The 25,193-nt window shown below is 39.7% G+C and carries 25 protein-coding genes; 7 read left to right on the forward strand and 18 right to left on the reverse strand.

The annotated features are described in order from the left end of the window. Positions 1-155 precede the first annotated feature (155 nt). A complete protein-coding gene (locus CHU_RS10160; RefSeq protein ID WP_011585460.1) occupies positions 156-3,632 on the reverse strand; it encodes a response regulator in 3,477 nt (1,158 codons plus the stop codon). 297 nt (positions 3,633-3,929) lie between these two features. On the opposite strand from CHU_RS10160, the gene CHU_RS10165 reads away from it, so the two are divergent. Continuing rightward, a complete protein-coding gene (locus tag CHU_RS10165) occupies positions 3,930-5,066 on the forward strand; it encodes an ATP-binding response regulator (RefSeq protein WP_238379253.1) in 1,137 nt (378 codons plus the stop codon). Between the two features lie 22 nt (positions 5,067-5,088). On the opposite strand, the gene CHU_RS10170 is transcribed toward CHU_RS10165, so the two are convergent. Both CHU_RS10170 and CHU_RS10175 read right to left on the reverse strand, forming a co-directional pair. Beyond that, positions 5,089-5,538 carry a response regulator gene (locus CHU_RS10170; protein ID WP_011585462.1) on the reverse strand — a complete coding sequence of 150 codons (450 nt, stop codon included), beginning with the start codon at positions 5,536-5,538 and terminating at the stop codon, positions 5,089-5,091. 6 nt (positions 5,539-5,544) lie between these two features. Then, positions 5,545-7,596 carry a sensor histidine kinase gene (locus CHU_RS10175; protein ID WP_041932332.1) on the reverse strand — a complete coding sequence of 684 codons (2,052 nt, stop codon included), beginning with the start codon at positions 7,594-7,596 and terminating at the stop codon, positions 5,545-5,547. Positions 7,597-7,805: 209 nt separating this feature from the next. Between CHU_RS10175 and CHU_RS10180 the strand changes: the two genes are divergently transcribed. After that, positions 7,806-8,825, forward strand: a complete 1,020-nt coding sequence (locus CHU_RS10180) for a response regulator (RefSeq protein WP_011585465.1) — start codon at positions 7,806-7,808, stop codon at positions 8,823-8,825. 293 nt (positions 8,826-9,118) lie between these two features. Further along, positions 9,119-9,682 carry a hypothetical protein gene (locus CHU_RS10185; protein WP_011585466.1) on the forward strand — a complete coding sequence of 188 codons (564 nt, stop codon included), beginning with the start codon at positions 9,119-9,121 and terminating at the stop codon, positions 9,680-9,682. A gap of 412 nt (positions 9,683-10,094) precedes the next feature. On the opposite strand, the gene CHU_RS10190 is transcribed toward CHU_RS10185, so the two are convergent. Next, entirely contained in the window at positions 10,095-10,499 is a 405-nt protein-coding gene (locus CHU_RS10190; protein ID WP_238379254.1) for a winged helix-turn-helix transcriptional regulator, read from the reverse strand. A 38-nt stretch (positions 10,500-10,537) separates the two neighbouring features. On the opposite strand from CHU_RS10190, the gene CHU_RS10195 reads away from it, so the two are divergent. After that, positions 10,538-11,428: an NAD(P)H-binding protein gene (locus CHU_RS10195; RefSeq protein ID WP_011585468.1), complete on the forward strand. Its 891-nt coding sequence runs from the start codon at positions 10,538-10,540 to the stop codon at positions 11,426-11,428. Positions 11,429-11,473: 45 nt separating this feature from the next. On the opposite strand, the gene CHU_RS10200 is transcribed toward CHU_RS10195, so the two are convergent. From CHU_RS10200 to CHU_RS10210, 3 genes are all read right to left on the reverse strand, one after another. After that, the gene (locus tag CHU_RS10200; protein WP_011585469.1) at positions 11,474-11,830 is read right to left on the reverse strand and encodes a hypothetical protein; all 357 of its coding nucleotides are present in this window, start codon (positions 11,828-11,830) and stop codon (positions 11,474-11,476) included. Between the two features lie 7 nt (positions 11,831-11,837). Continuing rightward, on the reverse strand, positions 11,838-12,449 hold the full coding sequence (locus tag CHU_RS10205) for a YdcF family protein (RefSeq protein ID WP_177254181.1): 612 nt from the start codon (positions 12,447-12,449) through the stop codon (positions 11,838-11,840). A 76-nt stretch (positions 12,450-12,525) separates the two neighbouring features. Beyond that, complete coding sequence (locus CHU_RS10210; RefSeq protein ID WP_011585471.1) at positions 12,526-12,954, reverse strand: YchJ family protein; 429 nt, start codon at positions 12,952-12,954, stop codon at positions 12,526-12,528. Between the two features lie 77 nt (positions 12,955-13,031). On the opposite strand from CHU_RS10210, the gene CHU_RS10215 reads away from it, so the two are divergent. Beyond that, positions 13,032-13,718, forward strand: a complete 687-nt coding sequence (locus CHU_RS10215; protein ID WP_011585472.1) for a DUF2461 domain-containing protein — start codon at positions 13,032-13,034, stop codon at positions 13,716-13,718. A 172-nt stretch (positions 13,719-13,890) separates the two neighbouring features. On the opposite strand, the gene CHU_RS19565 is transcribed toward CHU_RS10215, so the two are convergent. Continuing rightward, entirely contained in the window at positions 13,891-14,046 is a 156-nt protein-coding gene (locus CHU_RS19565; protein WP_011585473.1) for a hypothetical protein, read from the reverse strand. A gap of 147 nt (positions 14,047-14,193) precedes the next feature. Between CHU_RS19565 and CHU_RS10220 the strand changes: the two genes are divergently transcribed. Next, entirely contained in the window at positions 14,194-14,598 is a 405-nt protein-coding gene (locus CHU_RS10220) for a DUF2721 domain-containing protein (protein ID WP_011585474.1), read from the forward strand. A 152-nt stretch (positions 14,599-14,750) separates the two neighbouring features. On the opposite strand, the gene CHU_RS10225 is transcribed toward CHU_RS10220, so the two are convergent. From CHU_RS10225 to CHU_RS10240, 4 genes are all read right to left on the reverse strand, one after another. Further along, positions 14,751-15,320 carry a nitroreductase family protein gene (locus CHU_RS10225; protein ID WP_011585475.1) on the reverse strand — a complete coding sequence of 190 codons (570 nt, stop codon included), beginning with the start codon at positions 15,318-15,320 and terminating at the stop codon, positions 14,751-14,753. 144 nt (positions 15,321-15,464) lie between these two features. Beyond that, on the reverse strand, positions 15,465-16,337 hold the full coding sequence (locus tag CHU_RS10230) for a pirin family protein (protein ID WP_081428664.1): 873 nt from the start codon (positions 16,335-16,337) through the stop codon (positions 15,465-15,467). Positions 16,338-16,448: 111 nt separating this feature from the next. Beyond that, complete coding sequence (locus CHU_RS10235; RefSeq protein ID WP_041932691.1) at positions 16,449-16,955, reverse strand: hypothetical protein; 507 nt, start codon at positions 16,953-16,955, stop codon at positions 16,449-16,451. An 8-nt stretch (positions 16,956-16,963) separates the two neighbouring features. After that, the gene (locus CHU_RS10240) at positions 16,964-17,431 is read right to left on the reverse strand and encodes a MarR family winged helix-turn-helix transcriptional regulator (RefSeq protein WP_011585478.1); all 468 of its coding nucleotides are present in this window, start codon (positions 17,429-17,431) and stop codon (positions 16,964-16,966) included. 109 nt (positions 17,432-17,540) lie between these two features. Here CHU_RS10240 and CHU_RS10245 point away from each other — a divergent pair, with 109 nt between their 5' ends. After that, complete coding sequence (locus CHU_RS10245; protein WP_041932333.1) at positions 17,541-18,845, forward strand: formylglycine-generating enzyme family protein; 1,305 nt, start codon at positions 17,541-17,543, stop codon at positions 18,843-18,845. Between the two features lie 38 nt (positions 18,846-18,883). Here CHU_RS10245 and CHU_RS19570 read toward each other — a convergent pair whose 3' ends face one another. The 6 genes from CHU_RS19570 to CHU_RS10270 form a co-directional block, all read right to left on the reverse strand. Further along, the gene (locus tag CHU_RS19570; protein WP_177254182.1) at positions 18,884-19,027 is read right to left on the reverse strand and encodes a hypothetical protein; all 144 of its coding nucleotides are present in this window, start codon (positions 19,025-19,027) and stop codon (positions 18,884-18,886) included. Positions 19,028-19,113: 86 nt separating this feature from the next. After that, positions 19,114-20,496 carry a deoxyguanosinetriphosphate triphosphohydrolase gene (locus tag CHU_RS10250; protein ID WP_011585481.1) on the reverse strand — a complete coding sequence of 461 codons (1,383 nt, stop codon included), beginning with the start codon at positions 20,494-20,496 and terminating at the stop codon, positions 19,114-19,116. Positions 20,497-20,543: 47 nt separating this feature from the next. After that, entirely contained in the window at positions 20,544-21,194 is a 651-nt protein-coding gene (locus tag CHU_RS10255; RefSeq protein ID WP_041932692.1) for a DUF481 domain-containing protein, read from the reverse strand. A 148-nt stretch (positions 21,195-21,342) separates the two neighbouring features. Further along, positions 21,343-22,383 carry a processive endoglucanase Cel5B gene (locus tag CHU_RS10260; protein WP_011585483.1) on the reverse strand — a complete coding sequence of 347 codons (1,041 nt, stop codon included), beginning with the start codon at positions 22,381-22,383 and terminating at the stop codon, positions 21,343-21,345. Positions 22,384-22,423: 40 nt separating this feature from the next. After that, positions 22,424-22,813, reverse strand: a complete 390-nt coding sequence (locus CHU_RS10265) for an SRPBCC domain-containing protein (protein ID WP_011585484.1) — start codon at positions 22,811-22,813, stop codon at positions 22,424-22,426. A 107-nt stretch (positions 22,814-22,920) separates the two neighbouring features. Continuing rightward, on the reverse strand, positions 22,921-24,945 hold the full coding sequence (locus tag CHU_RS10270; RefSeq protein ID WP_011585485.1) for an endo-1,4-beta-xylanase: 2,025 nt from the start codon (positions 24,943-24,945) through the stop codon (positions 22,921-22,923). Positions 24,946-25,193: the final 248 nt, after the last annotated feature.

Raw genomic sequence — 25,193 nt, forward strand, 5'->3', positions numbered from 1 at the left:
CCATGTCCTCAGCGGATTATTTCATGGAATGTTAGCAATGTATACAATTTAATACCATGATCCCTAAACCTGAGTGTATGACAGCAGATAAATCGTGAGCTGCATGACTTTCAGTAAGAAACAGCCCAAGGCTGTTCTTACTGAAAAATCAATGATTAATTATACAGCCAGACACGTAACAATGAAAGCAATTGTTCCATGTTAATCGGCTTCGAAATATAATCCGACATACCTGCTGCCAGGCATTTTTCCCGATCGCCTTTCATTGCTTTAGCTGTAATGGCAATGATCGGAATCTTATCAAATTGCGGCATGTTGCGTATCGCTTTTGTAGCTTCATACCCATCCATTTCAGGCATCATGATATCCATCAGTACAATTTCGATAGACGGATTTTCTGTCAGCACCTGCAAGGCTATTTTTCCATTTTCTGCAATGAAACAAGTCATCTCTTCTTCTTCCAGTGCATTGGTTAATGAATACACGTTGCGTATATCGTCATCAACAACCAGTACCTTTTTAGATTTGAGAATTTCTTCTGTCTTATGCAGTTTACGGATGATGTGTTGTTTTTCTTTCGGTAATTTAGATTCTACACGGTGCAGGAACAATGTTGTTTCATCCAGCAACCGCTCCTGTGAATTGGCTGTTTTTAATACAACCGCACTGGCCAGTTTATTCAGCAGGTTTTTTTCATCAGCCGTAAGATCTCTGCCCGTGTATACGATAATCGGAATACCTTTTATTTCCGGTTTTTCTTTGATTTGTTCAATCAGGTCAAAACCCGACATATCAGGCAAACCCAGGTCAACGATAATGCAATCGTATTCATCTTTTAAAAGCATCTCATAGGCTTCCTTACCTGTGTACGCAGAATAACTCTTTACATCACCGTTACCCACCAATTCGCGGATAGCCGTATTCTGTGTTTCATTATCTTCAACAACAAGTAATTTTTTCAGTTTTTTACGCCCAAAGTCTTCGATCTTATCAAATGCCTTTAACAAAACTTCTTTTGTGACCGGCTTGCGGATATAGTCAAACGCCCCCAGTTCAAGGCCTTCACGCTTGCGATCATAGCCTGAAATAATCTGCACCGGAATATGTCTCAGGGCCGGATCATTTTTCAATTGTTTCAATACTTCCGCACCATCCATAACAGGCAGCTTCATATCCAGCATGATCGCGTCCGGTTTATACTGGCGTGCATAGCTTAAGCCGGTATTGCCTCTGGTAGCAATAATACCTTTATACTTACGTTCGTGCAGGAAATCAAGCATCAGCTTTGCAAAAACAATATCGTCTTCCATCAGCAAGACCACTTTGTCATTTGCAGTAATCATATTCCGGTCATCCGAAAAGTCTTCCGCTTCTTCAGCAAGAGCTTCTTCTTCCAGAGAGGCCGAAAGCACAGGTTCGGTTAAGGCTGCGGCAACCAGCTCCGGCTTAACGGCATCTGCATACCGGTCTGTGCTGATAGTATTGGATTCATTGAAGCTGTATGGAATAAACAAGGTGAAGGTACTCCCTTTGTCTTCTTCGCTGAATACATGTATCTCACCGCCCAAAGCTGTTGAAAGTTCCCTGCTGATCGAAAGACCCAATCCTGTACCGCCATACTTGCGTTTGGTTGATCCATCCACCTGCTGGAAGGCTTCAAAAATGATCTGCTGCTTATTCTGCGGAATACCGATACCGGTATCCGTAACAGAAAGTGCCAGGCAATTATGGGCATTCAGATTTTTGTTTCGGAAAACGGTTGATTCAGAAGCCGCCTCTATCTTAAAGGTTACAGCACCTTTAGCACTTGTAAACTTAAAGGCATTTGAAAGCAGGTTTCGTATGATCTGCTCCAGTCGCTGACGGTCTGTATGAACAGTCGTCTGAAGTAATTTTTCTGAACAGTTAACCTTAAACTGAATCAATTTCTTTTTAGCCACTTCATCAAACATGGCATGAATGCTGCTGCAGATCTTGCTTAAAGATACATCTTCAATTTCAAGATCCAGCTTTCCGGATTCTACTTTAGAAAGATCCAGAATCTCGTTTATAAGTTCCAGCAGGTCAGAACCTGAATTACAGATGTTCTGCGCAAACTCAACTTCTTTTTCACTTAACGATTTATTTTTATTATCCGCCAGCAACTGAGAGAGAATCAGGATACTGTTCAGCGGTGTACGCAGTTCATGCGACATGTTTGCTAGAAATTCTGATTTGTATTTACTGTTCAGTTCAAGCTCATGTGCTTTCGTTTCAATCTGCATTTTAGCATTTTCAAGCGTCTCTTTTTGCTCTTCCAGCAGGTTCGCTTTTTCTTCTAACTCTTCATTGCTTTGGTGCAGTTCTTCCTGTTGCGAACGTAATTCGGCTTCATTTTTTTCAAGCAATTCAGTTTTTACCTGTAGCTCTTCGTTATACTGTTTCAGCTCTTCCTGCTGAGCTTCCAGTTCTTCCGACTGGCGTTGTGTCTCTTCCAGCAGTTCGCGTACTTTTTCCCGTGCATGTGCCGATGTAATAGCAATGGCTATACTATCCATAACATGGCTCATATACTCTTTGTGATTTTCGGTAAAAGGCTCAAGGCTCCCCAGTTCAATTACGCCAAGCATACGTTCCTGATACAGAATGGGAGCAATTAAAATATGACTGGGCTGAATATCTCCCAAACCTGATTCCAGTACAAAATTTTCCCCAGGAATGTTTTCCAATACAAGCAATCTTCTTTCCTGAGCTACCTGACCGACAATGCCATCACCAAAACGGATAGCCGGCATTTCTTTTTTCGCTTTGGAAAGTGCATACCCGCTTAACAGATGTAAAGAAGATTCCACCTCATTGGATACATACAACGCCCCGAGATTAATATTGAGATACCGTACAAAATGGTTGATAACTGCCTGGCAAAGTTCCTGGATGAGTAGATTACCCTGCATATCCTGTGCCAGGCCGGCGCTGCCGGTAAGTGTCCAGTTTTTATCTGCTGTCGTTTTTTCTGCTTTGCGTAAGGCCGATAAATTTGAAATAATAATAAAATAAACCGCTATTAATACGATAATGATACAAACAATAAGTGTAATGAAAACAAAGTTAAAATCACGCGCATCGTTATCACTATCTTTCTTGCGGATTTCCAGTAACCGGAATTCTTCATCCTTGGCAAGTTCAATATTGTCGCGGATCTTATCCATGATGCGTTTGCCGTTTTCACTGGCAACCAGAGACTGGGCTTTATCATAATCGGTATGGCGCAGCTTAATACAGCTATCCAGATGTGTCATATGCTGATCTACCAGACCCTGGATCATTGCAATCCGTTTTTGCTGAACCGTATTATCAACCGTTAAGTCCTTAGCAATATCAATATTAAAATAAATATTATCGATGGCGCGGTTATAAGGTTTTAAAAAACTGCTGGTTCCGGTAATAACATACCCGCGCATGGAAGTCTCGGCATCAATCTCTGTAACTAAAATCTGTTCCAATGCGTACAAAACCTTGTGGGTATGGTCTACCCATTCGTTGGTTTCACGGTATTTTTCACTATTCCGGTAGGAAATAAAGCCCACAATAATCAAAACAATCGTGCAGGCTCCTAATCCAGCCAGAATTTTATTATCTAATGTAAATTTCATATATATAAAAATAAAAAATTAAACAGTAGTTCAATAAAATATTTTCAATAAAATAAAATAATTATACACAGGAAAAATAAAAACGACAGCAGAATTAAAATACCTTTAACAGTCAACACGGAGCTGTACAACACAATACACAGTTTAATATACTTTTTTTAACATTTGTTTATTGCATCAATTGTTTATTGAAGGTATATTAATAAATAAATGTGTAGATAGGTTTAATCCGCACAACGGCAAGTGATAAAAGAAAAAAGTGTTGATTGCTGTATGCCTAACCCGGTTATGAAAACAATGGAAAAAATTAAAGTATTAATGCTTGAAGATGTTGATGATGATGTCACTATTATTGAGAACGTGCTTCAAAAAGCAGGTATTGATCATTCCACACTTCAGGTAGATTCTAAATCTGAATTTATAAAAGGCATTAAAGAATACCAGCCGGACGTAATACTTTCTGATCATTCCCTTCCGCAGTTCAATTCCATTGAAGCACACAAAATCTGTTTAAATGAAAACCTGCTGATACCTTTTATCCTGGTAACAGGCGCCGTTTCTGAAGAATTTGCCGTTACCTGTCTGAAACATGGTATCGACGATTACATTCTCAAATCTAACCTTTCCCGCTTACCCAGTGCCATCTTAACAGCGCTCCGCCAACGCGAACTTGAAAGAATGAAACTTCAGGCCATGCAGGAATTAAAGGAGCAGAATGAACAGATCCTGAAAATCAATAAAGAGCTGGATTCTTTTATTTACAGCATCTCACACAGTTTACGCGGACCGCTTTCAACGGTAAGCGGCTTGCTGCACCTGGCGGAAAAAGAATCGCAGGAAAAAAATGATATGAGCGTGAAGGAACTGCATCAGATGATGGAAACCTGTGTGAAGCGGTTGGATACTACCTTGCGGCAAATGGTGGATCAATCTAAAAATGCACGTCTGGAAGTTGATACAGACGCCATTGACATCAACGCGCTGCTGGATAAAGCAATGAAAAATGTTTCGTATTTACCCGGCTCCAATGAAGTAGAAGTTACTATTATCAATACAGCGCAGGCTCCGTTTTATTCAGATGCTTATCGCTTAGAAGTTATCTTCAATAGTATTTTATCAAATGTCATTAAATACCGCGATCCGTATAAAGAGAAATCTGTTCTGCTTATTCAGGTGATCTGTACACCTGAACATGCTGCGATGAGTTTTAAAGATAATGGATTGGGGATTCCTGAAAAATTCATGCCCAATATTTTTAATATGTTCTACCGGGCTTCTGAAAAAAGTGATGGCGCCGGATTGGGGCTCTATATGGTAAAAGAATTTGTTGAAAAACTGAAAGGAAGTGTTACCGTTACTTCTGTTGACAACGAAAGTACCAGTGTTACCATTGTGTTACCCAATGTACGTAAGGATTATTCTGTTGATAATTAAAACAGAATAATGCCTTTTGTTCTTAAGGTTTCTTTTCAGAAGGTGTTATAGAATCAAGCACCTTTTTCTCCAGCGATTTAAGGTTATCTGTACCAACGGCTTCCAGCACAATCTGTATATTCTTTTTAAGCAACGAATAATGATTTGGCTTTGTAAAAAATGCCAGCGCACCCAATTGAAATGCTTTCTCAATCTCATGTGGATACGAAGAAGTAGAATACATGATAACTGGTACGTCCTTGCTTCGGTCGCTGGATTTCAATTTTGTTAAACACTGCCAGCCATTCATTCCCGGCATATTGATATCTAAAAAAATAATATGAGGTGTATATCCTTTTTCCAGCATGGTCAATGCTTCCGGCCCTTCCATTGCGTAGGTATACTTGACATCACTGTCCATTTCTTTCAACACTTCAAATATTAAATCTGAATCATCCGTATCATCATCTACCAGCAAAAACTCTATCGCCATTTATTCTTATGATTTAATTTTCTTCAAAGGTAATAAAATTGTGAATACCGCTCCACTATCTTTTTCACCTGAAGCAAAAATATTTCCGTTGTGCCTGTCAACAATTTTTTTACACAGAGCCAGTCCCAGCCCGGTACCTTCGTATTTATCTTTGGAATTTAAACGTATAAAAGCATCAAACATCCTATCTACCTGATCGTTAGAAAATCCGATCCCGTTATCGGAAAGGGTGATCCGGTCATACCACACAGAGGAGATCTTTTCCTGCTCATACGTGATGGTGATCCGGCTGGGCACATTACTTTTTGAAAATTTAAGGGCATTATTGATCAGATTATAAAAAAGCTGGTACATCAATACCGGAACGCCATGAATGACCGGCAGCTTATCCATTTGTATCATGCCTTGCTTCTCCTCAATCAGGATCTCAAGGTCTTTTTGAATATTTCCGATTACCTGATTTAAATCCACCTTCTCCATTACCTGAGTAAGATTACTTAGCGTGGAATACATCAGCACCCCTTCAATCATAGAAAGCATACGGTCTGTTGAATGCTGTATTTTTTCGAGGTAGATATGCCCTTTTACAGGCAGTTCTTTTTTAAACTCATCACGTATGCGTCCACTGAAAATTTTTACCTTCCGCACCGGCTCTTTCAGGTCATGACTGGCAACATGCGCAAATTGCAGCAGATCTGAATTGGTTTGCTTCAGTTCTGCAGTACGTTCCCGCACCTGCCTGCTCAGCTCTTCTGCAAACTGTTTGTGTTCGGTAATATCCAGGATCATCCCGATAAGTTTTACAGGTTTGCCTTTCTCATCATATATGGCTTTACCAAATGATTTCACCCAGCGCAGTTCATCATTTGGGTGACGTACCCGGTATTCGGCATTATAAACACCACCCACCAGAATAGCCCGCTGTACAGCATTATTACGTACACTCAGGTCTTTAGGAAAGATCTGGGAAGTAAATTCTTTATAGGTAGGATCATGTGCATCTGAAAATCCGAAAATTTTCTTGTACAGACTATTGCAATGCATTTCATCGTTTTCGATCGCCCACTCATAATAACCGATCTCCCCTGCGTCCAGAGCCAGCTGCAAACGGTCTGAAGCGAAACGGATCTGATCCTGCGATTCTTCATAGGCCATTCTTGAAGAAACTTCTTCTGTTACATCCTGCAGAATACCGTTAAACCGGTATGCAATCTTTTTTTCATTGAACCAGGCTCTGCCTTTGGCTTTTACAATGCGTGCCTTCTTGGAAACGGGATGTACAATGGTATACTCAACGTTATAATTACCGCCGGACGTATGTTCCAGCGCAGCCTCAATCGCCTTTACAACTAAAGGCCTGTCGGTATCTGTTATTACAGCGAGTGCCAGGGAAAGATCAATTTCTTCCAGCGGCACTAAGCCAAACCATTCTTTCAGAAGATTATTTCCCTGAAATTTATTGGTTGCAGGGTCGTAATCCCAGGTAGCTAATTCTGCTGCTTCAATAGAGAACCGTAACTTATTTTCATCCTCTTCAATTTTTTTCAGATTCACTACCGCATCTGTTGTTTCGGTACATACAACAAGCACACCGCCAACAGTGCCTCCCTCTTTGTAAATCGGACTGTAACCGAATGTCCAGTATACATCTTCCAGTTTACCATTCCGGTAAATCGGAATCAGCTGGTTTTCATTCCAGGTCGATTTCCCCTGTATAACCTCATCAATCATGGGCTTTATTACCGGCCAGATTTCCTGCCAGCAATCCCCCCCTTTTTGACCCAGCGCTGACGGGTGTTTCCCCTCGTTTCCTAAACTCGGCCGGTACGCATCATTATAAAACTGAATCATCTCTTCTCCCCACCAGATAAACATGGGAAACGTTGAATGCAGCATAATGCTAACAGATGTTAACAAACTTTGCGGCCAGGTGCTGATCGGGCCAAGAGACGTTGCAGCCCAATCAAAAGAGCGTATACGTTCTCCCATTTCTCCCCCGCCGGATAAAAAATTTAATACAGTTGAATGCGTCTCCGCTGACTTTGAACTGATTGACATGAATGATAAAATAATTGTACCTGAAGATACACATAAATTACAATCTTTTTTAGTTTAAATACGTATTAACTTATCCGGGGGAAATGGGGTAAAATGCAAATATCCTGTTTATGTTAAATTATTTTATTAGGATTCAATTGAGAAATTACCCAATTGAAATTTTCAACAGTATTTTTAATTCAGTTAAACTTTTTCAAACACGCAGAGCTATGGAAACTAAAATTTTAATTATTGATGACAGCCTGGACGATTACGCACTGGTTAAACGATCTATCACCAATTCCGGCATTCAGGCAGAAGTGCTGTATGCAGCGGATGGTGTCATGGGTTCAGTAGAAGCGTTGCAGAAAGGGATTGACTGCATATTTTTAGATTATAACCTTCCAAAAATAAACGGACTTGAAGCATTAAAAAAAATCCGGTCTCAAGGCATTGATACACCTATCATCATGCTTACAGGACAAAAAGACGAGCACATCATTGTTGAATTGCTTAAAGAAGGTGCCAATGATTATATATCCAAATCAGACCTTACACCTGAAACATTGCGCTTAAGTTTTGAAAAATCCAGACAGTTATATAAAATTCACAAAGAAAAAGAAGCCGCCATTACAGCACTGAAAGAAAGCCAGCTACGACTTTCAGAAGCACAGGAAATTGCAGCCCTTGGCAATTGGGAATTCGATAGTGAAACACGGGAACTTTATCTCTCTGATGAAGCGCAGAACATACTGAATTATGAGAAAGAAAAAAGCCTGTTCCCCATGCATGCATTCCTTCGGCATCAGGTACATCCGGAAAATATCCCGCTGCTTGTTACTTTCATCCGCAACATTAAAAAAGAACAAAACTATGCAATCACGCTTCGCATCAAAACATTTGAAAATATTTTTAAGTATGTACATATAAAAAAACGCAGCGATACAAATTCTTTTTCAGATAAAAAGAAAATCATTGGTACCATACAGGACATAACCATTTTGAAATTAGCTCTTGAAGAAACAAAAAAAGCAAAAATCAGCCGCAAAGCCACAACAATGGTATTAACGGTAGCTATTTGTATTTTTCTGATTTCGGAAGCAGTTATTGATCCGTTTGTAGATGCACTTGAAATTGGTTTTCTCATAGCCATATCATTTAAAGGACTTGTAGCCTTTCTCTTAAAACCGCTGGAAACAATGCTTGAAAGGGTGATGCTGAAAAATGTTACAGCCAAACAACTTGTATAGCTTTATCAACATAACTAGTGCGGACATATGACCGATACATCCGTAAAAATAAGAGCAGTCTACTACTACCGGAAATGCATGTTCATCATCCAGCATCCAGCCTGATTAGAACACCTTCAAATCCATTTATTAAACACATTTAAAGAAGTAGTATCACTACATACAGGTAACAAAATGCATCTGCAATGCTTTCAGTCCGCTTTAAGTATGAAGCTTACTGTTTTGTCATTCCCACAGAAATTCCACATATTAGTAACATGTTATACACATAAGTATATACATACACACATAATATGACAAGGCTTTTACCTGCTTTACTTTTTATACTTAGTATCAAAACACTATCTGCACAGGAGCTCGAATACAAACAGGCTCTTGACAGTCTTGCGCGTTACCTTCTCAACACAACAACTGAAAACAATTTCAGGCCGATGAAGCTACTCTCCTGGTATGCGCCCGGTATGATGAACAGCATGGAAGAACGTTGCGACAGTACTATGTACCTGGGCATGACGGATAACAACAAAACCAAAATCGTACTATCCGATGAAGCCGTACTATACATGCTTGACCTGACAAAAATGGATACGCTGATGGCATATACAAGGCACAACCAATACTTCTGCATAAAAGATTCAACTGCCGGAAGCCTGCGCCAATCCAATGTCCCACGTGTTTTTAATGGAAAGTATGGTGGTATTCCCTGTACAGATATACGTTTAATTGTGAAAGATCAGCTGAATGGAAATACATTTTCCCTGATTGAAAAAGAAGAAATACTCAACAAAATTATTTTATACCTGAACCAGACGATCCGGTATTCCAAACAGGTAAACCAAATAAAAAAGAATGGATAAAAAGAAAACGTGTATAAGTGTGTTGCAAATTTGACTTTCAATTACTTACCATACATGTATATTACATTTTCACATATACACACTCTTGAATTTATACCAAAGATTGATTGCTGATTTTGCACTTTTAAAATAGCCTTTTGGATAAAAGCTAAAAAATTAGAACTATTGAATTTTGTCTGTAAACGGGTGTTAAAATACTTTTTTCCGAGCCGAAAATTAATATTCAAATTCCTTTTCTGACAGTTCTATACGCTACCATTGTAGTATAATGCTGCAACATAAACGTCAACGAGCTATGGAATTATTTTACAAAAAACATGCTTTCTCAGGAAAGCTGGTGCTTCTGTTACTGGCAGATATAGGAGTCTATTTAATGATCATCAAACTGTTTGTTGAATAAAAGAAGCGACATTTAAATGTTGTATTTCGCCGCCCATTCAACCATGGAATTCATTACGGGAGCAAGCGCTGTGCCTGCCTCTGTAAGCTTATATTCTACATGGGGTGGAATTACAGGTTTTGCTATTCGCTCCACCAGATGATCGGCTTCCAGCTCTTTCAAATGCTGGATGAGCATTTTTTCAGTAATTGCAGGAATGGCTCTTTTTAATTCTCCGTACCGCTTTCCTCCATTCAACAAATTAAAAATAATAATAGGCTTCCAGCGCCCTCCTATCTTAGTCAATGTAAAGGATACCGGACATGCAGTTATAGCCTGCTGCTTATTTAACTGATTAGTTGAAGATTCTTTTACCTGGGTCATAACAATACCTACTTTAGGGTTAGTACTTGTAATAAAGTAAGTACAAATATACATTTGTTTTATCATCAACTCAAACCAAAATAAACACTATTATGAAATACGTAATTACAGGTTCTTTAGGAAATATAAGCAAACCGCTTACACAGAAACTAGTTGCAGCCGGACATACCGTAACGGTTATCAGTAGCCACGAAGACCGCAAAGCAGCAATTGAAGCATTGGGCGCAAAGGCTGCTATCGGTTCCATACAGGACGTAGATTTTCTTACCAAAACGTTTGCCGGAGCTGATGCCGTATATACAATGGTTCCTCCTATTTTCACTGCCAGCGACTGGAAAAAACACATCGGTGATACAGGTGAAATCTATGCGCAGGCAATTAAGGCAGCAGCTATCAAACATGTTGTCAATTTAAGCAGCATCGGTGCGCAGATGCCGGAAGGCTGCGGTCCGGTGAGCGGCATTTACAGAGTAGAACAGGCATTCAATACACTTTCAGATGTAAACATTATTCACCTGCGCCCGGGTAATTTCTATACCAACTTTTATGCAAACATTGGTATGATCAAACACAGCAACATCATTGGAGGCAACTACGGTAACAATACATCGGTAGTATTTGTACACCCTGCGGATATTGCTGCTGCAGCTGCAGAAGAATTAACAGCCTTAACATTTAAAGGACATACTGTGCGCTATATAGTGAGCGATGAACGGACAACCACTGAGGTAGCTAAGATTCTGGGAACAGCGGTCGGAAAACCGGAGTTGCCCTGGATTGATTTTAAAGATGAAGACAGCCTGGGTGGCATGATTGGCGCAGGGTTACCGGAAGAAGTAGCTAAGAACTATGTGGAGATGGGCAAAGCTGTACGCGAAGGTGCCATGTTTGAAGATTATTATAAACACAAATCAGAAGTAAAAGCATCGAAAACAAAACTGGAAGACTTCGCAAAAGAATTTGCGACAGCCTATAAACAGTAGACAGTAAGCAGTGGTCAGTAAACAGTGCAAAACGCCTGGCCACTGTTACTTTTTGATGGGAATAGTAATGTAGGTTGAAAGGTTAATCTTTAAGATTAGCGCATCAGCATCGGCGCAGCCAGGAGACATAAAAGCCACCACATCAATAGGCTGGGCTGCTTCAGAATTGGAGTATGTTTTTTGGAAACAAGGCCTTTTGCCCATACTGACGTAAGCTTCTACTTTATATACTTTACCACCGGAAGCATTGATAACCTGAATGCTTTTTCCACTTATCAGTTTTATTCCTTCCTTACCAATCGGTTTAGAATCATACAGTACTTCAATTTTATCCGCACCGGTGCCTGACGTAATGCAGACAAATAGAAAAATTACTCCTGAAAATAACAGCAACTGTTTCATCTTAAACTTATTTTTTACTTATCCGCATGAGCTTATCAACCTTACGCCCACGGGTACCCCGCAGACGTTTGAACAAACTTTCGCGGTCGATAATGGACACAAATTCTTCCACAAAAGCCGTCTGCTGATCAATATCGGGTTTCACACATTCAATACATTTCAGCGTATCAGGTACAATCGGAATAAAATCAACCGGTATTTTAAACCGGTTATTGTTTACACTATACATAAAACTGGATTGTGCACTTTCGGTTCCGACAGCCACACGGTTAAATCCTTTCGCTTTTGCAATCTCATAGGAATAATACAGATTTTCTGTGCTGTGTTCTGCCTGCACTTCAGCAAAGACATGTTCAGCAGGAATGCCGAGCTGCACTGCATACATAGCCATGATCTCTGCCTCACGATACGGTGTATACACTGCACCTCCAGAAAAGATCACATTTTTAACAATACCTTTTGAATACAGATACCAGGCCCAGCATACTCTATGCTGCACAATGGTAGTCATGCTGTCTTTCATATGCGGAAATCCGGGTACGATCAATGCATCGTAGGGAGCATTGTTTAAAGCCTTTGTAAAATAAATGTCAGGATCTGTATAGAACCGTCTATTCACATACGCGCAGGCATTAAAATAAAAAATGCTTGTAAAAAGAATACACCTGATCTTCCAGTTCTTCATATATACTAAATTACAAAACCCTGCCTTCAACAAAAAACCATGTACCATCTACTTTTTTAAATGTAGAATATTCGTGATGCAGCTGCGGTTGCTGTACGGAATCAAAATAGTATGCTTTAAATTCAACAAAACCTACTGTATCCGAAGCGCTTCCCTTCCGCGTTCCGATCACTTCCAGCTTCTGCCAGATACTGGATTCTGCCCAGGCTTTTATTGACCTGGGATCGTAGTGCTTTCGGGTAGCAGGATGTGTTGTCTGCATAATATAATCTACATCATGGACCGCATAAGCCGTATACCGCGAACGCATCAGCTGCTCTGCTGTAACAGGGATAGCACTGTCCGAAAGATATACTTCACAGCAGGATTCAAATGGTTTATCTGAATGACAATAGCACAGTTTCATATCTACCTCTAAAATACACTTAATTTTAGTCATAAGTACAACTATTATTAACCGGAATGTGTTAAACTTGTGTAAGGTCTTCATTCAAAAAAAAGTATCCGGTTTCTTTTATGCAGTCAACGTACAACTTATCACCCACATTCGATTTCTTAAAGAAGATTTCTAAGAATAATAACAGAGAATGGTTCACCAAAAACAAAGCAATGTATGAAGCAGCTTATGGCCAGCTGATCAGCTTTGCAGATGCGCTGCTGGTTGAAATGAACAAACATGATACGATTGAAACAGCTACAGGCAAAAAAAGTTTATATCGTATTTATAACGATGTGCGGTTTTCAAAAGATAAAAGTCCGTATAAAAACCACTTAGCCGGCAGTTTGCGCCGTGCAACCAAACAATTACGGGGTGGGTATTATTATCATATTGAACCGGGCAACTCCTTTCTTGCCGGTGGTTTCTGGGCGCCCAATGCAGAAGATCTGCTACACATCCGCCGGCATCTGTCTGAAGATCCAAAAACATTAAAAAAGATTTTAAATCAGCCGGTATTCAAAAAAACATTTGGCAGCCTGCTGGGAGAACAGGTCAAGACAGCGCCACGCGGATTTGACATTACCGATCCGGCTATCGAATTGATCCGCAACAAACAGTTTATTGTAAAACATACGTTCACAAACGAAGAAGTACTTTCCCAAAACTTTCATGTAACCGTGTCAAATACATTCAAAAAAATGCGGCCGTATTTAGACTACATGAGTGAGATATTAACTACCGATCTGAACGGAGAAGCGTTGTAAAGTAGCAGATCAGCTCTTTGTCATTTGCAATTTCGAAGCCAGATTAACAGGATCTGGAATCTTGTTTTATTAAAAAATTATCTCTATTAACCTCTACAACTACATCAAATAAAAAAAACCACAACGCTACGGAACGGAACGCTGTGGTTTTTAAACAGGATTTTAAGATCAATCAGCCTTTTAATATAGCAGCCAATTTTTCTTTTTCAACAGGCGCAAATTCTTCGTCGCCTTTCATGATAATTCTTTTTGCTTCTGCACTAGAAACAGTTAATATTAATTTACGATATTTAGCTCGAATCTCGTAATCGAATAATGTGGTTTTCATGCTGCAATATACAATTTAATCCTAAAAGCTATCAGTAAATTTTATAATAGTCTAATTATAAAACAAGTACAAACATGTATGCCAGGTAAAATACCTTTATTTGTGCGCAAAAAGTAGATATTCAGATAATTTCATTTCAAAATTCCTATGACTGAAGTAACCTTAAATACACCTGCACTGCTCTTTCCCACCATCTCTCTCCTGCTGCTGGCTTATACCAATCGATACATAGCCATCAGCAACCGGATCCGTGCATTGCATACCTTATATAAAACAGACCAGTCAACGATTCTGATTGCACAGATCAACATTCTTAAAAAACGTATTTTTCTAATCCGGAACATGCAACTGTTTGGTATTGCAACCATGTTCATCGCTGCGTTCTCCATGTTTCTGATCTATTATAATTTAGAAGAATGGGTACATGCAGTATTTGGCATGAGCCTGATCTCCATGCTCATCTCACTTACGCTGTGTGCAGTAGAAGTATATTTATCAAACAAAGCACTACTCATCCAGATCAAAGACGTAGAACATCTGATTGATGAATAGTTGTTAGTGAACAGCTGCCACGTTCCAATTGCCAGATTTTGGTTGTGAGTTGTCACATCTAAGAAAAGTGCGTATTAGTATATAAAAAAGGAGTCTCGTTAAAGAGACTCCTTTTTTATATACTGTCTGGTAACTGGAAACCTGAAACTCAATTAAACTGCTTTCACAAACTCCACCAGCGGCTTCCGTGTTCTCGCCGTTAGTTCCCTGCCTTTAAACGGTTCTTCCAGTTTTTCCGCAACGTCTAAATAGCCGAAAGAAATAACGCACAGCAGTTTTTCATCTTCTGTTATATTCAGTTCCGCACTCAGTTTTACTTTATCAACCCCTCCCATCGGATGTGTATATATTCCCATAGAAGAAGCCTGCAGAACCAGGAAACCAGTAGCGATACCTGTATCATGTTCTGCGTTTGCATTCGGGTTTCCGTTTGCTGACAGCGTTTTACGGGCAATGGTTACAATAAAACCTGCGGCCTGTTTATTCCAGGGCTGATTGCCAGGCATCAGACAATTCCAGATGGTATCAAAACCCGGGGTACCTCTCAATGCATATTGAAACTCCCAGGGTTGTTCATTGTTTGCACTCGGGGCCCAGCTGGCTGCTTCCAGTATCGTATGAACAGCATCTTTAGTAACTTCTTTGTGAGAAAAAGAACGTGCACTCCAGCGTTCTTTAATAAGATCCAGAACAGGTGATTGAGTAATGGCGTGTTTGATCATTTCTATTTAGTATAATATTTTTTACCTGAATAATTTATTTTTTTCAATCTTTAATTATCGTAAAATCACAAATAACAAAAGACAAATTCCAAACTGCTCGAACAGCCAGTATTTTTTGTTATTGGTATTTTGTTATTTGTGATTTCAAACTGTCATTGGCACTTCCATCAACAGAAACTCTGATGCGGAATCCGCTTTAATACTTACCTGTTCTACGTTCCAGATACCATAACCATCCCGTGCGTTTAATATCTGGTTATTCACAGTAATGCTGCCATTCAGATTGAATACATACAACCCGTTTACTTTATCTTTCATTTTATAAACCTGTGTATGATTGGCATCAAATTGGGCTAAATGAAACCAGGCATGCTGATGAATCCATACGCCGGCATCTTCCGGGTCTGGTGAAAGTATCTGCTGAAATGTATTATGCCGGTGGGCCCGTTGTAAGGTAATCTGGTCGTACCGAGGCGTCACATTTTTTTTATCCGGAAACACCCAGATCTGTAAAAACTTCACCTGCTTATCGGCATTCTTATTATACTCGCTGTGTTGAATGCCGGTGCCGGCAGACATTACCTGTACATCTCCATTACGGATAACCGTAACATTACCCATACTGTCCTTATGCTCCAGATCTCCTTCCAGCGGAATGCTGATGATTTCCATGTTGTCATGCGGATGTGTTCCAAAACCTTTTCCACCGGAAACAACATCATCATTTAATACACGCAGCACTCCGAAGTGCATGCGTTCGGGATTGTAATAATTTGCAAAACTGAATGTATGTTTGCTGTGCAGCCACCCATGATTCGCGTCTCCGCGTGTTTCAGCTTTATGCAGTACAGCATTTTCCATATGTGTTGATTGAGTATTGGGAATATGATTGAATCCTAAAATTTCAAGTTCCTTGAGTTCATCGATATTGTTCTGCATAACGTTACCCATTGCAGATGCGGCTACAAACATACCTGTACCCATCAATCCTTTTTTTATAAAGTCATTTCTATTCATAAAAACGCTGTTTTATTCTCAGATATTCGGATTTACACTTAATATATATGTTTAAACATACATTTAGAAGGATTTATTCCTGCTTCTTAAGAGAGCGCGGATAAAGTCGTTTTATTTAATGTGCAGGTGCATCATTTTTATACACAAAGGAATCAGTCCTATGGATACGGCAATAAAAATCCCTACGCGGATATAATTTAACACACGCCATTGATTTACGCGCTGTATCAGATCAGCGGCAGTGTCCGTTACGGAAGTGATCTTCTGAAAATCCATCATGTTTGGCGCAAAGTATAGGATTGTCCATATACGCACACCAAAATGAACCGCAAACAATATCAATAAGCCAGTGCGGATCGGTTCAATCTTCCAGCAAAAAACAAGGGCTGCAATAAAGGTTAGTTCGTGGATAGAATGTATCACAATCCAGAATGTTTTCAGATCAATTCCATATTTACCCTGCAGCATAGGAAAGGATTCCGGCGGTGCTGCAGACCACGCTGGTACAAGCACTGCGGTTTCAAAAATCTGTGCACCATTCATGAGGAAATACATACCTGTTGTTATAAAAAGCCAGAGCTCTGCTCTGCTTAGATAATCCGCGGTTAGTAGATGCATGGTTTCTTTCATTTTGCATTTAATTTTAGTGTAACATCAGCCATAATAGCCGTGGCCGACTGAAAATAGTTCTCAATAATTTTAAGCTCTTTTTCGGTAAAAGATTCAAGCAGCTCAATCGTCCGTTGCTGAAGTTCTGAAAAGATTGGTTCCAGTAATTTCATTGTATTAACTACGTTTGGAACAAGAATCACTTTTCTTCTGTCTGTTTTATCAAACTGACGTTTAACTAATTTTTTCTTTTCAAGCCGGTCAATCAGGCCCGTAACGGCACCTGTTGTTAAGCCGGTAAAAGCAGCCAGTTCCCCGGCCGTAACCTGCTCCTGCTCGATGATAAACCCCAGGTATTTATGATCCGTACCTGAAAGCCCTGCCTTACGGGCAATGGCTTCATGCATCCATATAGACGTATCGGAATATCTTCTGCTTAATTCCCTGAACTGATCTATAAGTACCTTATTTGTTTTTTTAGACATCTTATATCTTAGTAATTAATTATCTTAGTTACAAAGATATTAATTTTATATACATATGCAACATGCATGTATTTTCCTTGAGTTATTAAAAATTACCTATATTCATTGTATGAAACGTTTGTTAAGTCTCTATTTAGTATTATCCGGTTTTTTACTTCATGCTCAAACGGTAAAAGAACTCAAAACAGTTGCAAGTAGTTTTAGTGAAATGGCAAAAATTCCGGCGGGGTCATTTTTAAAACATGAATATTCGTTTCTGAACATTCAACCAACAAAACAAGATACCAATCTACTGTTTTGCATTCATCCTGAAGCAACTATAACCAAAGTAACTACGTCATTTTATATTTCAACGCATGAAGTAACAAATGCAGAATACAGGCAATTTATTGTATGGGTAACAGATTCGCTGATAAAAAACAACATTACTTTTGATACGGTCTTTTACCGCTACACAACTCCATCCGGAAAATCAACACGTATTTCCATTGTGCCGGATACAATGAACCGGGTGCTGCGGGATATGTTCGGGTACTGCAACCTGAATTACTATACGCATAAAGAATTTATTTCTTTTCCAACAACCAACATTTCCTGGCATCAGGCACAGGCTTATATCCATTGGTTAAACAACCGCATGCTTGAATTGTTAAAGAAAAATCACGTACCAACTACAGACTGGGGAAAATACAGACTTCCGGAAGCATTGGAGTGGGAATACGCTGCCATGATCGTGGAGAAAAATGGCGACTGGTTCAATCAAAGAAATCCGGATGCGTATAACATTTACGGATGGCTGGATTATCCGCTTACAACAAAAGAAGGTCTTTATAAAGCAAATTTCGGATTGATCAGGGACCTGAATCATATGGTGATCAAAGCGCGTTGGGATGACAATTACGATGCACTTGCTCCCGTTAAAAAATATGTTCCTTCTTTAATGGGGTTATATGATCTTTCCGGCAATGTATCAGAATGGACGAATACCTCTATCTCTTTAGATTCGCTCAATAAATTTTATGCGGGATACTACAGCAATCTATTGCAGACAAAATATCAACATCTGTTTGAAGAACTATTAAAACCAGCACCCGACTGGAAAAAATTTGATGCCTTTAAAGCGGAATCGGTTCGTGGCAGATATGACGCGCAGGCACAGCAATACTGGTTTAATGAATATGTTATACGTGTTAAAGAGATGGAAAATTACAACAGAAGTATTTTATCCAGAATATCCGATGGCATGCTTGTGAAGGGCGGCTCATGGGATAACCCGCCTGTTTATATGATTAATACATGCAGTCAGGTACTTTCTAAAAATTTCACAACACCGCAAACCGGTTTTAGAGTTGCGCTCACCTTAGAGCCAGCATTTGAAAAATTACTGGGCAGTTATTTGACAGGCCAAAAATAAATACAGCTACTTCAGATAACCGGCACAATTTAATGTGTCTATACCGTGGTAAAAAGAGGCCTGTATTTCTCCTGATACATACTTCCTCCTGCATACTGGTTACCTACATCAATACCTGCTGTACCGCCCAATCTCGGGTACAATCCTATACTACCCCTGTTTACCGGTTGTTCCCAAAACACATGCATTGCAGTTATCAGGCGGTGCTTTTCCGTTAGCAACGCCTGCACAATCCAGAAGCAGCTCTGCTCCCATGAGTGAGTACGTATTACTTCAATTCGGGTAACGCGATTCCTTTGATCTTGCGGTACAAATCAACGGCATAAATATCAGTCATACCAGAAATGAAATCGATCACTGATTGCAGTTTCAGATATAAGTCTTCTCCCTGATACACAAATTGCGGAGGCAATAATTGCAGCAGCTTTTCTGCATTCGGCCTGTCTGGATACAACACAGCAGGAATAAATTCTTCCAGCAAGCCGCCTAATATTTTATACCCGGCCAATTCAATTTCTACAACTGAACGGTAATTATAAATTTCTTTAATTGAAATTTCTTTCAGTGTATTAAACGGAACCGCTATCTCCGGATTTAAATCGTCGGTTAAGCTTTTTTCATATTTGCCTTCTAAAATTTCCTGCTGATTTTTCCAGAACACATCCACACAATTCTCAAGCAGCAGATTGATGACGGTAGCACGCAGATAAGCAATCTTCTGATTTGGGTCAACTATTTTTTCTACTACTCTTTTTGCTTTTGAAAGCGTATGTGTTCCTTCTTCAGGGAAAAAAGTAAGCAACCCATCGATCGCTTTTTCAAGTGAAATAATCTTTAAGCGGTATGCATCTTCCCAATCGATAATCTGATAACAGATATCGTCTGCCGCTTCAACCAGGTAAACAAAGGGATGGCGTGCATAGGCGATCTGTTCATCTGTTGAGATAGAGATCAGATCAAATTCAGAAACGATCTTTTGAAAAGTCTCTTTTTCAGAATCAAAAAAACCATACTTCTTTCTGTGCAGGATTTCTTTCTGATGTCCGGCGCGTGCTTCACACGGATACTTTATCATCGACGCAATGGTTGTATATGTTAAGCGCATACCGCCTCCGGAGTTCTCATTGAATGGATGCGTAAGCAATCGCAAGCCATTGGCATTACCTTCAAAATGTATCAGATCGGCGTATTGATTTTCAGATACTTTTTGTTTTAAAATATAGGTTTCTTCTTTGGAGAGCTGTTTAAAATAAGCAGAGATTGCTTTTTCACCGGAATGGCCAAACGGCGGATTGCCTATATCGTGTGCCAGACAAGCTGCAGAAATGACAGAACCTAATTCATAATTATAGAAGCGTTGAAAATCTTCGTCTTCTTTATGATATGCTTTGGCAATCCGCTGACCAATCATGCTGCCGATGCTTCTTCCCACACAGGCAACTTCCAGGCTATGTGTTAAACGGTTGTGTACAAAGATGCTTCCGGGCAATGGAAAAACCTGTGTTTTATTCTGCAGCCGTCTAAAGGCAGATGAAAAGATCAAGCGGTCGTAATCCCGCTGATACGGATTGCGTATAGAGTCCGGATCGATATCTAACCTACCTTCTGCACCCAACCGTTTAGGGCTGTATAATTTTTTCCAATCCAGCATATGTATATTCGTTACAGACCTTCCGGCCTATTATCATTTTCTTTCTTTTAAAAAATCTTATCAAAGGTAAGTCCGTAGTTTAACAAAAATGTTTCACCACCTGTTAAATTAATTTTGTTGTAAGCAACAGCAACCGTAAGGCTCAGCCATTTTTTCAGTTTTAAATTTAATGTAGAATTTGATTTCAGAATGTAATCTTCTTTATCGGAAAATGACTGCTGCCAAAAATTCGTCGTGTTTAAAATAATCTTTTTCTTTATGATTATGGTAGATTTTATCCGCAAGGAATTACGATAAACCTGATTGATGTTTTGTTGAATATCAGCCGTTTGATAATAATCGTTGTATTCAAAAATAATACCTTCGCTTATATTCAAACTGATATACTGGCTCTCGAGTAAATCCGCTCCCAAACCAACCCCGCCCTGAAAGCGACCATTCAGTTTTAATGAATAACTTTTGTCATAACCCACGTATGACCAGGCAGACAATACTCTTGCACTGTCGTAATAATTATAATCCAGGCCAGCATAATAATCATTGTTTGTTATTCCGGTCAATTGTTTGCCATAAATCCAGCTGTATACCGAGTTGAATATGCTCGGGCCTTTCAGAATACTGAACCGGACGTTGTTATTTGATAAGTAAGAATTAGCTGTATTCGTTTTGTTGATGATACCGGTTAAGGTAGCTTTCAAATGAAAAACGGCGGTATCTGTTCGCTGACTGTAAGAAAAAAAAATGCTGCACAAAAACAGGAAAAGGCATGCTGTCATTCTCATTAGTACCTGAATGCAATATGAGTTCACTCCTCTCACGCCTTTCCCTATTTGGTTTATTCAACTGCTATTTTGTTTTTGATTTCTTTTTAGACACTCCGCCAGTACTGGTCTTTACCAGTGAGTCAAAGATAGGTCCATTTTTTAAGCGCAGATCATCGCGTACTAATTTGCCCGACGGTGTAAGATCATAATCAGCCCAGCCACCATACGGACTTGCTGCCGGTACAATAGCTGAAGCGGTTTCGGGCTTATCCGCAATGGACCAGTTGCAATAACTGATCTTGTGGGCATCCAGAAATTCATACCACAAAGCAGTTTCTTCCGGACTGAAATTTCCGTTACCCGATGCATCGCAGGTACCATATTCAGTAACAAATAAGGCAATACCCATATCCAATGCTTTTTGTGCTTCATTACGCAATTCCTGCTTGTGCGTACCCGGATAAAAATGAAGGGTATACATGATGTTCTGACGGGTGATCGGATTCGCTGCCGCCTCTGTTACCAGCTGCGACCATTGTCTTGTTCCTACCACAATAATGTTTGTTGTATCATACACACGTATTTTTGTAATGACACCTTCTGCATACGGCTTTATGTCCTTATTCCAGGAAGTTGCCTGCAGTGGTTCATTATAAACTTCATAAATAATATTGGGAATGTTCCCGTATTTTTTTGCCATCTCAGAAAAGAACCGTTGCGCCGCTGCAGGATTCTTCTGCGCTTCGTGGCTGTGGTAATCAATGATCACATAAATGCCTTTGGCAATAGCAGCATTCACCACTTCCATCACCTTCATTTTTTCTGTATCCGGATTTTCAAGGTATCCGTCCATTTCCACGCCCATTGCAGCACGTACTACGGTACATTTCCAATCGTCGCGCAGCCACTTTACCACATCTGAATTGTAGTATTGCCCCATCCACTGACTCCAGAATAAAGACATGCCTCTCAGCTGAACGGTATCACCGTACTGGCCAACCATATAATTTCCTTTTACAGACAACTTACCGTATTTTTCAACGATTGTCTTTTGTGCAAAAACCGAAGCGGAAAGTAACATGCCTGTAAGAAGGACAAGCACTACGGATATTTTTTTAATCATAGAAAGATTCTTATTTATATTTTTGTGTATTCAATTGCCATTATTCTTCATCTTCATAAAATTCCTGAAGCGCGCCAAAGTATGCGCCATTCCAGCCTTCAACCATATCTTCATATGCCTCATCCGGAATATTTGTATGGCGCAGCTCCGCTGAAGTTGAATCCTGTTTATCGGGATGTAAAATAATTGTTACAATAGAAGGTTCTTCCTGATCGCCGAAATACCATTGCTGCACAATCTTTTTTCCTTCAATAAATTCAATGTTCCGGCCTTCAATGCTTCCTCCCCACAACGAAAATTCTGATTCAGGTTCGGTTGACATAACAGCCTCTTCACCTGTCCAGAGTAACAGCGTTGTCGGAACGGTTAACGCCAGGTAAACTTCCTCCGGAGGAGCCGGAATAATATAGTACTTTTTATAATTTTTCATTGAAACATATTAATATACTAAAGATAAGCCTATGAACCAGCTAAAACAAAAAAGAACCAAATGAATATTTGATTCTTTTTTGTTTGAAGATATTACCTGATAAAAAATTATTCCGGTTTTATCACGGTTGAATAATATGTTTTACCATTACTATTTACAATCAGATTATATATACCTGCATTAAATGTTTGAATATCAATATCAAAATCTGTTTGCGTTTGAAGCGGGACCCGCAGTTGCTGTGAAACCGTCTGGCCTGTTGCATTGATCAGTACATAATCAACGTGAGCTACAGGTTCATTGTAAGGCACTGTAACACGTACACGCTGCGTTGCAGGATTCGGAAATACCAGCAATTGCCTGTTCTCTACACGGCCGTTAACAGCAGTAACTGCATAATCTAATGTAACAGTATTGGAAAGTGTATTTTTAGTAAATACTGTTTGTCCCGCAAGAGCGTTGCCACAGGTACTTAACACTTCATAGCTGCCGTAATACCCTCTGAAACCTACCTGACCATTTTGATCTGTTGTTACATGAGCCGTTGTCGACCAGGTTGTATGGATCAGTTTATATACCGAATCTGCTGCTGGTTTAGGTGTTTTATCTGCCTTGAAAAGCCCTGCACCCGGGATCCAATGGCGGTTATCCCAGAATCCCCAGAATAAAAATCCTTCTACTCCCGGATGTGAAAACGCAATACGCATCATTTTAGAATATTCACTTGCCTGTTCTGCTTCGGTCAGGTTTAAAGTATTCTGATTCATATCAAATTCTGTAATTTTAATCGGCAAGCCCATTTCAGCCAGATAATCCAGCCGTAGTTTTACACTGGCCCAATCAATCCGCGATCCGAAATGGCCTTGTACACCAATGCCTTCAACCGGAGCGCCTTTACTTAGCAGGTATGAAATATAGGATCTGTATTTAGATGTTGTAGCACCGTCAATGTTTGCATAATCGTTGATATATAACGTTGCAGTCGGGTCTGCCTGTTTGGCCCATTTGAAGGCCATTACATGCACGCTGTCTCCAAGCCAGCCTGCCAGTGCTTTTTCATGCACGGGCTCGTTTACAACATCATATTCATGTATGCGTCCCTTAAAATAAGTAAGATCACGTTTGATACGTCTTTCGATTAATTTATAAGCAGAATCGGAAGAGACATCCCACAACCAGGAAGGTGTTAACCAATATGAATTGGGTGGCGAAGCCTGCTTCCCGCCCCATACCAGTGTATGCCCTCTGAAGTCAATATGCTGATCATTGCCCCAATCCAGGTATCGCTCAAGGTTTGAATAAGTTACATCACCATTAACATATTCCATGGATGGCCATTTAAAATCATTTTCAAAAACCGCATTATTGAAATAGTTACTCGCCGTATTGCGGTACCAGACTTCATCTTCCGTACTATTCTGCTGAAAGGCCAAGGCGGTTCCCCATTTAAAATCGTGCTGTTTCAGATTAACGGTAACGTCACAATTTTTCAGGATATTTCCATTCTGATCTTTAACCGTTAATACAAAATCGCCTTTACGTATTTGCTCAATTCGGGTATCTGCCTGCGCGTACCAGCTGTGATCCGACATCCCCTGACTGGTTAATGAAATATCGTCTAAAAAATATTTTCCTTCTGCACTTCCGCACCGAAACATCATGCGGATATCATTACCCGTAACGGGGCTTATAAATACCATTTCATATTTTTTCCATTCCGTAGTGAGATCCACTTCTTCCATTGAAAAGTCATTGTATGGCTCACTGTTTTTAGTAATACCAAACTGCACCGGATGTGGTGCATCTGCACGGGCCCAGAAAGAAAATAATAGTTTTTGTCCGGCGATTGTCGAAAATCCACTTTGTGTGCACTGCACACGCCAGATCTTATCGTAATAATTTGTATTGGAGGGGTCTGACTGCGTAACATCCATCAGCAGTGATTTTGTACCGGCGTGTGGATTGGTTGAAGAAACACTCATGGTTGCCGCATATCCTGTAACCGGAGATACCCATAACTGAAATGGATTTGCCGAGCCGGTTTCAAAGCCCGGATTGGAAAGTAAATTTTGAGCATGTAACTGAACGTGACACACTAAAAAAAGAAATAGTAACTTACCTATATGTTTCATATAGGTAAGTTACTTAAAATACCAAAAGAAATAAGTCAATTTTTTAACAAAATATTACAATACACTATTGTATTACGTTGTTCTATAAACGCTTTTATTAAGCAGATTGTAAGGCATATTGTCTATCAATAATAGTCATTTGATAGATACAGGCAACTAAATCTGAAAATCTGTTTTGCAAAGAAATTTGTTGAGAAGAAAGCTCTATATTGAAATGCATTTCTACAAAATATAAAAATCTATTGAAC

The organism is Cytophaga hutchinsonii ATCC 33406 (assembly GCF_000014145.1).
Taxonomy (GTDB): domain Bacteria; phylum Bacteroidota; class Bacteroidia; order Cytophagales; family Cytophagaceae; genus Cytophaga; species Cytophaga hutchinsonii.